At 52.2% G+C, this 12,754-nt stretch carries 10 protein-coding genes; 7 read left to right on the top strand and 3 right to left on the bottom strand.

Features of this window, described 5'->3' with window-relative positions; all coding sequences use genetic code 11:
- Positions 1 to 114 precede the first annotated feature (114 nt).
- From NST23_RS27005 to NST23_RS26980, 6 genes are all read left to right on the top strand, one after another.
- Positions 115 to 1,548 carry a PTS mannitol transporter subunit IICB gene (locus NST23_RS27005; protein ID WP_274874516.1) on the top strand — a complete coding sequence of 478 codons (1,434 nt, stop codon included), beginning with the start codon at positions 115 to 117 and terminating at the stop codon, positions 1,546 to 1,548.
- 63 nt (positions 1,549 to 1,611) lie between these two features.
- Positions 1,612 to 3,717, top strand: a complete 2,106-nt coding sequence (locus NST23_RS27000; RefSeq protein WP_281868930.1) for a BglG family transcription antiterminator — start codon at positions 1,612 to 1,614, stop codon at positions 3,715 to 3,717.
- Positions 3,717 to 4,151, top strand: coding sequence for a PTS sugar transporter subunit IIA (locus tag NST23_RS26995; RefSeq protein WP_122962476.1), 435 nt, complete (start codon positions 3,717 to 3,719; stop codon positions 4,149 to 4,151). The genes NST23_RS27000 and NST23_RS26995 overlap by 1 nt, the downstream gene beginning before the upstream one ends.
- A gap of 6 nt (positions 4,152 to 4,157) precedes the next feature.
- Positions 4,158 to 5,318: a mannitol-1-phosphate 5-dehydrogenase gene (locus NST23_RS26990; protein ID WP_340964982.1), complete on the top strand. Its 1,161-nt coding sequence runs from the start codon at positions 4,158 to 4,160 to the stop codon at positions 5,316 to 5,318.
- 19 nt (positions 5,319 to 5,337) lie between these two features.
- Entirely contained in the window at positions 5,338 to 7,065 is a 1,728-nt protein-coding gene (gene ptsP, locus NST23_RS26985) for a phosphoenolpyruvate--protein phosphotransferase (RefSeq protein WP_217022073.1), read from the top strand.
- Positions 7,066 to 7,080: 15 nt separating this feature from the next.
- Entirely contained in the window at positions 7,081 to 7,338 is a 258-nt protein-coding gene (locus NST23_RS26980) for an HPr family phosphocarrier protein (protein ID WP_122962479.1), read from the top strand.
- 24 nt (positions 7,339 to 7,362) lie between these two features.
- On the opposite strand, the gene NST23_RS26975 is transcribed toward NST23_RS26980, so the two are convergent.
- Entirely contained in the window at positions 7,363 to 9,072 is a 1,710-nt protein-coding gene (locus tag NST23_RS26975) for a sulfatase-like hydrolase/transferase (RefSeq protein WP_217022074.1), read from the bottom strand.
- 114 nt (positions 9,073 to 9,186) lie between these two features.
- The gene (locus tag NST23_RS26970; protein WP_217022075.1) at positions 9,187 to 10,257 is read right to left on the bottom strand and encodes a YeiH family protein; all 1,071 of its coding nucleotides are present in this window, start codon (positions 10,255 to 10,257) and stop codon (positions 9,187 to 9,189) included.
- Positions 10,258 to 10,387: 130 nt separating this feature from the next.
- Here NST23_RS26970 and NST23_RS26965 point away from each other — a divergent pair, with 130 nt between their 5' ends.
- A complete protein-coding gene (locus NST23_RS26965) occupies positions 10,388 to 11,284 on the top strand; it encodes a LysR family transcriptional regulator (RefSeq protein WP_063228853.1) in 897 nt (298 codons plus the stop codon).
- A gap of 434 nt (positions 11,285 to 11,718) precedes the next feature.
- On the opposite strand, the gene NST23_RS26960 is transcribed toward NST23_RS26965, so the two are convergent.
- On the bottom strand, positions 11,719 to 12,528 hold the full coding sequence (locus NST23_RS26960) for a hypothetical protein (RefSeq protein WP_141254108.1): 810 nt from the start codon (positions 12,526 to 12,528) through the stop codon (positions 11,719 to 11,721).
- Positions 12,529 to 12,754 lie beyond the last annotated feature (226 nt).

The following is a 12,754-nucleotide window of genomic DNA, read 5'->3' as shown; positions in this document are numbered from 1 at the left end:
ATGCGAGCTTTGATTTTGTTGTGGCGCGTATGTAAACGCTTTATATTTGAGGTGTGCACATTATCTGTTTAATCATGTCAACATTTTTATAGAAAAGGTAAAGGAGGGTCCAGTATGGAGAATTTGGCGACAAAGAACCAGTCTTCTGGTGGAGTGCGCGTCTCGGTACAAAAATTTGGACGGTTTCTCAGTGCGATGGTCATGCCAAACATCGGTGCGTTTATTGCCTGGGGATTGATTACGGCATTGTTCATCCCGACAGGATGGCTGCCTAACGAAAACCTGGCGAAACTGGTCGGGCCGATGATTACGTATTTGCTGCCGCTGTTGATCGGATACACGGGCGGGAAAATGGTTCACGATGTACGTGGTGGTGTCGTGGGGGCTGTCGCCACGATGGGGGTCGTAGTCGGGTCAGATATCCCGATGTTTTTAGGGGCAATGATCATGGGGCCTCTGGGCGGTTGGGTCATGAAAAAAGTCGACCGACTGTTCGAAGGCAAAATTCGCTCCGGTTTTGAAATGCTGGTCAACAACTTTTCCGCAGGGATTATCGGTGCGTTGCTGACGCTGCTCGCTTTCCTGGCGATTGGTCCGGTCGTGACGGGTCTTAGCAAGGCGCTGGCATCAGGCGTGCAGGTCATCGTCAATGCAGGGTTGCTCCCGCTGGCGAGCATTTTGGTCGAACCGGCAAAAATGCTGTTCCTCAACAACGCGATCAATCACGGTATTTTCAGCCCGATTGGTCTGGATGAAGCGGCGCGCACAGGAAAATCGATCTTTTTCCTGCTGGAGACCAACCCTGGCCCAGGTTTGGGAATCCTACTGGCATACTGGCTGGCAGGTCGAGGCAATGCCAAGCAATCGGCGCCAGGTGCCGTGATCATTCACTTCTTTGGGGGGATTCACGAGATTTACTTCCCTTACATTTTGATGAATCCGCGTCTCGTTTTGGCGGTAATCGGCGGCGGGATGGCAGGGGTCTTCACCTTTACGCTGCTCGGCGCAGGGCTGGTGGCACCGCCATCGCCAGGCAGTATCTTCGCACTCAGCGCCATGGCTCCGCGCGGCGGATTGCTTCCGGTATGGGCAGGGGTCGTTGCCGCAACCGTTGTCTCGTTCCTCATCGCTTCGGCTTTGTTGAAAATGAGCAGCAAGACCGAAGAAGACGAGTTGGACAAGGCGACAGAGAAAATGCAGGAGCTGAAAGGCAACAAGCAGCCGGCAGCAGCAGGGCAAGAAGCTGCGGCAACAAAAGAAATCGCGGCAGCGGACGTGAAGAAAGTGGTGTTTTCTTGCGACGCCGGAATGGGTTCCAGCGCGATGGGAGCAGCTTCCTTGCGCAAAAAGTTCAAGGATGCCGGAATTGGCGAAATCACCGTCATCAACACAGCTATTAACGATATCCCCAATGATGCCGATATCGTGATTACACACAAGTCGCTGACAGAGCGGGCGAAGGCAAAAGCACCGACTGCCGAGCACATCTCGATCGATAACTTCTTGAATAGTCCGGAGTATGACAAGTTGGTCAAACGACTGGGGTAAAAGGGGATCAACGCTAGTGAAAGCTAGCGTTTTCCCTCTTTGGCGTTAAGGAGGGAACACGGCATGCAAGTATCCTCGCGACAGCGATCCATCATGGAGATTTTATTGCAGGAGGAAAAGGGCATCACCGTGGCGCAGATCGCCGAACGAATCGGCGTAAGCACCCGGACCGTACACAGGGAGCTGGACGCATTGGCCCCGCTCTTTGCGAAAAACGAACTGGAGCTGGTGAGAAAGACGGGGGCCGGGGTGGAGGTCGCAGGGACAGCGGAGCAAAAGCTTGCTTTGAAAATGTCTGTTTTGCACCAAACGACGACCGAATTTACCGCAGAGGAACGCAAGGCGATTATTATGTGCTCCCTCTTGGCAGCCACGGAGCCAGTCAAGCTGATCTCGCTCGCCATTGATCTGAAAGTGACGACTGCTACGATCAGCCACGACCTGGACGACTTGGAAGAGCTTTTGGGACGGTACGACCTGACTCTTTTGCGAAAGCGGGGATACGGCGTCGAACTGCTGGGAAATGAAGCTTCCAAGCGAAGGGCGATCAGCCGTTTGATAGCCGAGCACCTCGATGACCATGAGCTGATCGGGGTGATCAAGGAGAACATTCAAAACAAGACGACACGGGACATGGATTCGATTTCCCGGCGTCTGCTCTCCCTGATCGATCGGGATAAGCTGATCAAGGTGGAAAATGCTCTCAGTCATCTCGAAGCCGAACTGCCGTACCCGCTGGCAGACAGCGCCTACATCGGCCTGGTTGCCCATTTGGCATTGGCGATCGAGCGAATCGAAAAAGGCGAGAAAATTCGCTTCGACGAGCATACGTGGAACGAGCTAATCGGAACGCCGGAGTTTGTGATTGCCGAAAACATCATGGAACGGCTGCGGCACATTTTTCAGATGGAGATTCCTCGGGATGAAATCGGGTATATTACGATGCATTTGCGAGGAGCGAAGCTGCGCCATTCCCACGACGATTACGTCTGGCCGGAAAATACGGAGCTTGCCGCTCTGACTGGGCGATTCATCGCTTTGTGCGAAGAGCGGCTCGGGCTTTCGCTGCGAGACGACTCTTCCTTGTTTCACGGGCTGTTGACGCACTTGGAGCCAGCCTTGTACAGACTCAGGCGCAAGATGGAGATTCACAATCCGATTCTCGGGCAAATCAAGCAAAACTACCCGGAGCTGTTTGCGGTTGCCAAGGAAGCGATGGCAGCGCTTTTGCCGGAACTGCCAGTGCCGGACGAAGAGATCGGTTACCTGGTCATGCACTTGGGAGCGGCGCTGGAACGAGGCAGGCAGGAGCAGCAGCGATACCGGGCGCTGGTCGTCTGTTCAAGCGGAATCGGTTCTTCGAAAATATTGGCGACGCGCATCAAAAAAGAGATTCCCGAAATCGTCAGCTTGAAAAACTTGTCCATGTTCGATGTAGGAAGTGTGCCGCGAAGCGATTACGACCTGATTATTTCTACCTTGCCGCTGTCGTTTGATCCGGCGGAATACGTAGTCGTCAGCCCGCTTTTGCCGCAGGATGATATTCAAAAGATCAAGTTTCATTTGCATAACCGACCTGTTCAAGTAGAGTCGATGAAAAAAAGCAAGGGAATGCCGCCAAAAGGAAAGCAAGCACAGGCGCAGTTGAAGTCGATGCAGCTCTATGCCGCTTTTGCCAACCAGATCATCGACGGTTTACGGCAAAGCACAGTGAGCAATGTAGCGCGCGATATGCCCAGCGTCCTGCACGATATTTGTTCGGAGCTGGAACAGCGAGGGGCGATATACGCTGTCGATCCGGTCGTGCAGCAGCTGATTGAACGCGAAAAGCTCGGCGGGCTGGGAATACCGGGAACGGCAATGGCCCTGTTTCACGGCAGGAATGAGGCGGTAACGACAGCCTCGTTCACGATTCATTTTCTGGAGCAGCCTGTGCGGCTAAGATCGATGGATGAAGAAGAGATGTCCGTTGATTTGCTGTTGCTTTTGCTCGGGCCAAAAGAAGTGCCCAAGGAAGGGCTGGAGGTGCTCAGCGAGGTCAGCTCGCTTTTGATTGAGGAAGAGATGCAGGAATTGTTGAAGACAGGAGAAATACAGCACATTGCTGATTATATAGCAGGCAAGTTGTATGCCTTTTGCCTGAAAAAGACTGGATGGGAGAGAGTGTAATGAAAAACATACTGACTACAGAAAAAATCATGCTGAATGCCAAAGTAGCAAACAAGGAAGAAGCGATCAGACTGACGGGCGAGCTGTTGGTGCGCGCTGGCCACGTCACGGCGTCTTACGTTGAAAAAATGCAGGAGCGCGAAGGACTGGCAACTACTTATATCGGCAGCGGTGTAGCGATCCCGCACGGAACGAACGAAGCCAAGGCAGATATTCTATCCACAGGGATTTCTGTCGTGCAAGTGCCGGACGGCGTTGATTTTGGCGAAGGAAATGTGGCGTATTTGCTGGTGGGAATTGCGGCCGTAGGAGATGAGCATCTGGAGGTGCTGTCCAATATCGCTATTCTTTGCTCCGAGGAGGAAAACGTGAAACGGATCGTCCATGCTTCCTCTGCTGAAGAAATCATTGCGATGTTCACAGAGGAGGTGTAAGCGCTCATGCTGGCAGTCCATTTCGGAGCAGGGAATATCGGTCGGGGCTTTATCGGACAGTTGCTGAGCCAGGCTGGCTACGAAGTCGTGTTCGTCGACGTCAATACGGCATTGGTTGATGAGCTTAACCGCAGAAAAATGTATCAAGTGCAGCTGGCAACGGCAGGAAATCCGCAATCCGTCGTGGAAGGAGTGCGTGCGATTCACGGTCAGGATATGGAAGCGGTCGCTGCTGCCATCGCTTCCGCCGACTTGGTGACGACTGCTGTAGGGCCAAATGTCCTCGGCCCGATTTCCGGAGCGATTGCGGCGGGAATCGAGAAGCGGCTTGCCGACAATCCGCAGCCATTGAACGTGATTGCTTGCGAAAACATGATTGGCGGAAGCGCCAAGCTGAAAGAGCACGTTTTTGCCCGGCTTGCGGAACCGCTTCAGGCGAAGGCAGGGCAGTTGATCGGGTTTCCGAACGCGGCTGTAGACCGCATCGTGCCGATTCAGCAGCATGAAGACAAGCTGCTGGTTACTGTCGAACCGTTTTTTGAATGGGTCGTAGACCGTTCGCAAATGGTTGGAGAGGTGCCGCAGATTGAAGGAATCACTTATGTGGACGACTTGGCTCCGTACATCGAACGAAAGCTGTTTACCGTAAATACAGGCCACGCTGTGATTGCCTATATGGGCTACCAGTTGGGGATGACAACGATTGATCAGGCTATGCAAAACGAAAAGGTCGCCAAGGCTGCCAGAGGCGCTCTGCAGGAAACGGGTGCCCTGTTGACCGCCAAGTACGGCTTTGACGCACAGGCGCACGGGCAGTACATCGAGAAAATATTGGGGCGCTTTGCCAATCCGCTGCTCTCGGACGACGTTATCCGTGTGGGACGCTCGCCGCTTCGCAAGCTCTCACGGCATGACAGGCTGGTTGGCCCTGCTCTGGAATGCATGGACAGAGGAATCCGTCCCGAGCATTTGGGGATGGCGATTGCAGCGGCGCTGCTGTTTGATTATCCACAGGACGAAGAGGCGGCGCGCATTCAGTCAGATTTGAAGCTGTACGGTTGGGAATATGCATTGCACAATTGCACAGGCATTCCGGCAGGCCATCCGCTTGAGGAAGTCGTTCGCAAACAGGCGCGGTTGATGCAGGAGTGGACAAGTACCAAGTAAAGAAGGGTGGGTGCGGGGGATGTCCCAGAAAATCGTAGGTGTAAAAGCTTCTGTGGGGATTGCCATTGGCAAAGCGTTTTTGCTTGCGGCTCCTGACATGCAGATCAAGACGGTGGCAATTGAAGATGCTGCCAGCGAAATTCATCGCTTCGAGGCAGCGCTTGCGCGGGCAAAGGCAGATTTGCAGGAAATTGCCCAGCGTGTGGAGACAGAAATGGGCACAGAGCAAGCCGACATTTTCAGAGCCCATCTGCTCGTCCTGGAGGACCCGGAGCTTGTCGATACCGTCAAGGACAAGATTACGCAGGAGATGACAAACGCGGAGAGCGCGCTGCATGATGTGGCGCAAGCGTTTATCGGCCTGTTTGAACAAATGGACAACGACTACATGCGGGAACGTGCGGCGGACATTCGCGACGTCACGAAGCGTGTATTGGCATATTTGCTTGGAGTGAACTTTTTTCAACCCAGCTCATTGACGGAGGAAGTCATTATCGTGGCGGAAGATTTGACGCCGTCGGATACGGCTCAGCTTAACCGCCAATTTGTAAAAGGGTTCGTGACCGACATTGGCGGGCGCACCTCGCATTCGGCTATCATGGCGCGTTCCATGGAGATTCCGGCTGTAGTCGGGACGCAGAACATTACGAGTGCTGTCCAGACTTCTACGCTTATGATTGTGGACGGGCATGAAGGTGTCGTCATCATCGCTCCGAGCGAAGAAGAGGTCGCGCACTATACGCGCAAGCAAGCAGAAGACGCAGAGCAAAAGGCCGAGCTGGCAAAACTCGTTCACAACCAGACGGTTACGGCGGACCAGCATCACGTGGAGCTGGCAGCCAATATCGGAAGTCCGGCAGATGTGGCAGGAGCGCTGGCGAACGGCGCAGAAGGAGTCGGGCTGTTCCGCACCGAATTTTTGTACATGGGCCGGGATGATTTCCCGACCGAGGAAGAGCAGTATGTTGCGTACAAACAAGTGCTGACGAGCATGGGAGACAAGCCTGTTGTCATTCGCACGCTGGACATCGGCGGAGACAAGCATCTGTCCTATCTGGACATGCCGGAAGAGATGAATCCGTTTCTGGGCTATCGCGCGATCCGCCTGTGTCTGGACAGACAGGAGCTTTTCCGCACGCAACTGCGCGCCTTGCTTCGCGCCGGGGTGCATGGCAACCTGAAAATCATGTTTCCGATGATTGCGACACTGGAGGAGTTCCGTCAGGCGAAAGCGATCCTGGAAGAAGAAAAGCACGCCCTGCAAAATAGCGGTGTAGCTGTATCCGATCGCTTCGAAGTGGGTATCATGATTGAGATCCCTGCTGCTGCCATGATGGCAGATGTATTCGCGCGTGAAGTGGACTTTTTCAGCATCGGCACCAATGACCTGATTCAATATACGATGGCAGCCGATCGAATGAACGAGCGGGTTGCGTATTTGTACCAACCTTACCATCCGGCTGTCCTGCGGCTTTTGCGCAATGTGATTCAAGCCGGGCACAAGGAAGGAAAATGGGTAGGAATGTGCGGCGAGATGGCAGGCGATCCTGTTGCCGTACCGATTCTGTTGGGACTCGGCCTCGATGAGTTCAGCATGAGTGCGAGCAGCATTTTGCCCGCCCGCAAGCAGCTGAGTCTTCTTTCCCGAGAAGAAATGGAAAAGCACATCGACACCATTTTGCAAATGAGTACGTCCGCGCAAGTAGAGGCGTTCGTCAAAACAACGATCATGAAAGATGGCATCTAAGGAGGCAAGATCATTATGGTGGAGAAAAAAATCGTCGTTCAACTGGCGCACGGCTTGCACGCCAGACCAGCGGCCAACTTCGTGAAAACAGCCACGACGTTTTCCAGCGAGATCAAGATTGTCAAAAACGAGAAGACGGTCAACGGAAAGAGCATCATGGGCATCATGGCTTCGGCGATCGCCAAAGGCGAGGAAATTACGCTGATTGCTGATGGCGTAGACGAAAACGAAGCGATTGCTGCTTTGGAAGCGGTGCTGACTTCCCAGGAATAGTGTGAATAACGTGCAAAAGCTCCCTTATCCGGGGAGCTTTTTTGTTTGGTTATCTACTGCTGAAAAAGGGGTCAGGCGTTTGGCTTGCCGCTGCTCATCGAGCAAAAGCTCTAATTGAGTGCGGACTTGTTCGACATAGGGAGTGGACAGGGCAGGGAAGGCGAGGTTGTGCATTTCCCACGGGTCTGTCGTGAGATTGTACAATTCGTATTCCGGTTCGATCGGCGGGGGAGGCTGGCCCGGTGCAGAGGGTGCAGCAAAATAACGGGAGTATTTCCACAGCTCCCAATGCCCATCTGTGGGCAAGTAAGCTATTACGCTTTCCAACAAGTTAGGCTCGATGACAGAGTGGTAAGGCTGACCGAGCAGACTGACTTGATGCTGGCCTTTTGTCACATCATCCTCTGACATGAAGTAAAGCGGGCCGAAATCATCTGGCTGTATCTCGCCGCCACTGACAATCAGCGATGAAAAATTATTTCCCACGAAAGGGCGGGTTTCGCTGTGAGTCAGCTGCAATTGTTCGGCGAGTGCGGGCACGTCGACTTGCACGCAGCCGAGCAAGGTCGGGAGGATATCCACATGGCTTGTCAGCATTTCAGTAGACAGCGACTGTGGAAAAAGCAACGGATTGTGGATAATGAGCGGAATGTGGATGGCTTCTTCGTAGGCGCAATACCATTTTTGATGGAGATTGCCGTGGGCGCCGAGCAGTTCTCCGTGGTCCGCTGTGAAGACAACGAGCGTTTCCGGGTAAAACGATGTCGCCGTCAACGCCTGTAGCACGCGCATGACCTGCTGGTCGGCGTTTTTTTGCAATTGAAAGTACAGACGGCGGTAAAAGTCGTCGTCAGAGATGGGCTGGAATGCTTGTGGATAAACATCGCGGTAGCTCGCCTGGCAGCGAGGTTTCGTCAACAAAGATTCGTTTTGCGTCGGCGAAGGCGGAATGTCGGGGATGGAGTCATCCACATGAAAGCGAAAAAGCGGAACTTGAGCGGAGATATCCCCATAAAGAGCGATATCGTGTGGATTGACGAAAGAGGCGACGACAAACCATGGCTGATACTCCTCAGGGTGCGCCAACTGTTGTTTCTCCTGTTCGAGCCAAAACAACAGATGGATCATCTCGCTGCCGTACACGACGTCTCGCCCGTTTACACCGATGGCAGCGGAGGAGCCGGAATTGTGTGGCGCTCTGCCGTGCGGTTCAGGGCCGATCCAGCCGGAAAAGCCGTATCCGTCCAGCCGATCCGCCAGCCAGTACAAGCTTTCTTTTTGCGGATCGGGAATCCCTGTGACGGAGTCGTAGCTCAGAACAGGGACATGCGTGCCCGGTATCCAAATATCGCCGTCGGAAATGTGCCATTTGCCTTTGTAATACGTTCGATAGCCCGCCGCACGGAAGTAGTCGCCCATCGTCGGCACGGTGTTGGGATCGAGCCAAAACATGTCGCTGTCCGGGGAGCGTTTGGCGACGCCGCTCGTCTGCGTGACCCCGTGCAGAGAAGGGTATTGGCCTGTGAACAGCGTCGTTCTGCTAGGCGAGCAGGCTGTTGCGCCTGCATAGTGGCGCTTGAACTCCATGCCGTGCCTGCGCAAAAACGAGTGGGCAGGCAGAGCTTCCTCGCGCCATGTGCGCAAGCTGCTCTCCTCGTACGCTGGCGGAAACCGTTCCTGGTCGACGATGATCAACAGGATGTTCGGACGTGTCTTGAAAGAACAACTCGACATATCGACGCCTCCAGATGAGATGTACACACTGTTATCAACATATGGGGATAAGCTTTGTCCTTATCCACAAAAAAATCGCCTCGCTGTGCGCAAGGCGACATGATTGTTCCACAGTTAAATCAACACGTAAGAGAGCAGTGACAAAAGCACGGAGGTGATCGACATGGCAATCAGCGGTTTCGCTGCTTTCGTGCGCAGGGCACGCAGATTGACGTTCAGCCCAAGACCGACCATTGCCATCGTGAGGACGAAGGTGGTCACGTGGGCTACTCCGGTGTTGAAGGACTCGGAGACGGGAATTTGTTTTCCCAGCACATAGCTTCCAAACAGGCTCATGACGAGAAAGCCGATCAAAAACCAGGGGAACTCGACTTTTGCTTCTCCTTGCAGTTTGCCGCTGCGTTTCATCCAGAACATCAGGAGAAAACAGAGCGGAACCAGGAGGAGGACGCGGCCCAGCTTGGCTAAAAGCCCGATCGCCAGACCATCCTGCCCGGCGGGAGCAGCAGCGAGTGCAACGTGGGCGATTTCGTGCAAGCTGATGCCGGACCACATGCCGTAATCAATGGCAGTCAGCGGCAAAAACGGGCGAAGCACCGTGTAGAGAATCGCAAAAATGGTTCCGACCAAGGCGATAATGCCTACGCCGATGGCGGTGTCTTCCTCTTTGGCCTGAATGATCGGGGAAACGGCGGCAATCGCTGCCGCTCCACAGACTCCTGTCCCGACGCCGAGCAAGAGGGAGAGGGAGGCGTCGGCTTTCAGCCATTTGGCGAGCAGCACAGTAAGCGCGATAGCGAATACGATGACTCCGGCGTCGTAGACGAGCAAGCCTAAACCTTGGTGCAAAACGACATCGACATTCAGCTTGAGACCGTACAAGATGATGGCGAGCCGCAGCAAGCGTTTTGCCGAGAACTGAATGCCAGCGCGCAACGCCTCCGGATAGCCCCAAAACTGGCGATACGCGACCGCAATCAGGATGGCACAGGCGAGTGGCCCGACCCGGTCAAAGCCGGGAACTTGAGCCAAACCGTAGCCGAGCACGGCAACGAGAAACGTAAAGGCGACGCCCGCTATCCACAGCGGAAGCGAGGCGGGAGTGTTTGTATGCTTGCTTTTGGATTGAGCAGATGGATGATGGCTGTCGTTCAATGGCGCGCTTTCGTTAAGCGGGGAAGCCATTGCAATCACTCCTTGAAAAGTTTTGACAACCAAAGCATAAAACAACTGTTACAATAAGAAAAATAAATGATTGATATAATGACAATAAGTAATTTTGTATAGTAGAGACAATCGAGGGAGGGAGGCTTGCGTGGATCAGCAATTGCGTGTGTTTGTCACGGTGGCAGACAGGCAAAACTTTTCGCGGGCCGCAGAGGAATTGCACATGACCCAGCCTGCGGTTAGCCAATACATTTTGTCGTTGGAGCGGACGATCGGAACCAAACTGTTGGAGCGCAGCAACAAATACGTCCGGTTGAACAAGGCGGGCGAAATTGTTTACCACCATGCCCGGGAAATATTGGGGCTGTATACGCGCATGCAAAGCCTCGTCGATGACTTGATGAACACGCCGAGCGGGCATTTGACGATTGGCGCCAGCTATACGTATGGCGAGTACGTCCTGCCACATGTGATCGCCAAGCTGCGCAAGGACTATCCGCTGATCACTCCGACGATCACGATTCACAATTCAACCGTGATTGTGGATCTGGTGGCAACCCGGCAGCTTGATGTAGGGATCGTCGAAGGGGAGTACGTCAATGACAAAATGTGCATCGAGCCTTTTGCCGACGATCGCATGTACGTGATTATCTCTCCCGGTCATCGGCTGGCGAGCAAACAAGAAGTCAGCATCCATGATTTGATGGAGGAAACCTGGATCGTGCGGGAGGAAGGCTCAGGAACGAGGGAGGCGGCGGAAAAAATGTTTCGTCAGCTCCAGTTTCAGCCACAGAAGCGAATGGAGTTTGGCAGTACCCAAGTCATTAAGGAATCGGTCGAGGCTGGCTTGGGGATCAGTCTGCTCTCGTATTGGGCGATTCGCAAAGAACGTCAGCTCGGCACGCTCTGTACGCTGAAAATAGCGGGAACGCCCGTGACGCGGGACTTTTCGCTGGTGACGAAATCGAACGAATTTCAGACGCGGGCGCTGGAAATTTTCATGGACCTCATTCGTTCCCATCTGCCAGAAGGATCGCACGTATAAAAAGGGAAGCAGCACCGTCGATCAGACGCGCTGCTTCCTTTTTATACGTGCGATATATGCGCGACTTTCAGCGGGCGGGGGAGCTTTTCGGAGAGCAGATTGCTTTCACTCATGAGTTTCCGCCAGAGGGCAGAGCGAGCGTCAGGCGGAAGGTGGTGCCAACCGAGCCGCTCTGTACCAGCGTCCCGGAATTGTTTTTTGTATTTACTCCCAAAAATGGTAGACTGTAAAAATTGTGCTAATGACAAAACTTATGGCTACGTAAATGATAAAGTATCTTATGTTGAACAAAATCTTTAAATTATGTTGTTTCGTTAAGTATTCATAAAATGTAGTAACAAAGTGAACAAGCAAAGCGATTGACATAGCATAAAAAAATTTTTTCAAGAATACGCTTATCATGCTGAATCCTTTCTTGTCCCAGAATATTTATCCTATGTTATCATTTTATCCATTCTATCGGAAGAGCGGCGTGAGCTTTCAGTTTTCTCAGGTCTTTCTCTTTCTTTTTCCCTTCTTTCTTCTCTAAAAGATGTTTTATTATCGAGAGTTTCATTAGCATGAATTGGAGTAGTTATGATGGACTTATTGAGAAGCTCCAGTCCGACACCCTTTACGCCGTTTTGTTTGTAAGCATTCTCTAAATCTTTCACGAGAGGTTTTACAATGGTTTCTGCTCCTATGTAAACCCCTACTCCAACTAAGCCCCCTCTAATTCCTGATCCTACCGTATCAGGTTTTGGTACACGTGGACCAAGGTTCTGATTTATTTTAGATGCAGCCTGTGCAGTTTTTGACTTTTCATTATATATTTGCGTACTCTTGTAGATCTCTCTGCCAGCACCAACAGCAGCAGCTACACCAACCCCTTTATAATTCATGCCATAGGCTTCTTTATCTTTGTCGGCTTTAGAGTTTGACGAGGAGCTGTTTGTGTGTTGATTACCGCTTGGACTATATCCATGGGCTTCTTTATCGTTCGTAGGTTTTGACGAGCTACCACCGCCAGCAGATGTACTTTCAGCATTTACACGGGTTTGCACTGTAGGTTTTTCTAGTTCTTTCTTATAAGCTTGTTGAGCGGCTGGGCTAATTTGAACCGAGTCACTTTTCGGTTTTGCTGGCGTAGATGCTACATCATTTCGAGGTGGAGTACTAGTAGTAGGGCTAATAGCTTTAGAACTCTGAGGAGTACTATTCTTGCTTGGCGTTGGTGTGTAATCACGAATAGATATATTTTTCATGCGAATATTCACTTCTGTAATATTCAATTTAGATGTACACAAGGATTTTCTTATGAAAACCCAAAAATGTAAATATTTAGTTATCTACTAAATTCGACATTTTGTCCTATTTCATAGAATTTAACTAGCTTCCAGTAAGGTAAAATAGTATTGGTTTTGTCGAAGCTTGTCTAAGTTTTTTTGGTTTTTACAGTACTCAACTTTCGCAGTGCGAAAATCGGCTTAA

Source organism: Brevibacillus sp. FSL K6-0770 (assembly GCF_038000275.1).
GTDB classification, from domain to species: Bacteria; Bacillota; Bacilli; order Brevibacillales; family Brevibacillaceae; genus Brevibacillus; species Brevibacillus parabrevis.
The sequence above is the reverse complement of the archived record's forward strand: the minus strand, read 5'-3'. Positions and strand labels throughout refer to the sequence as shown.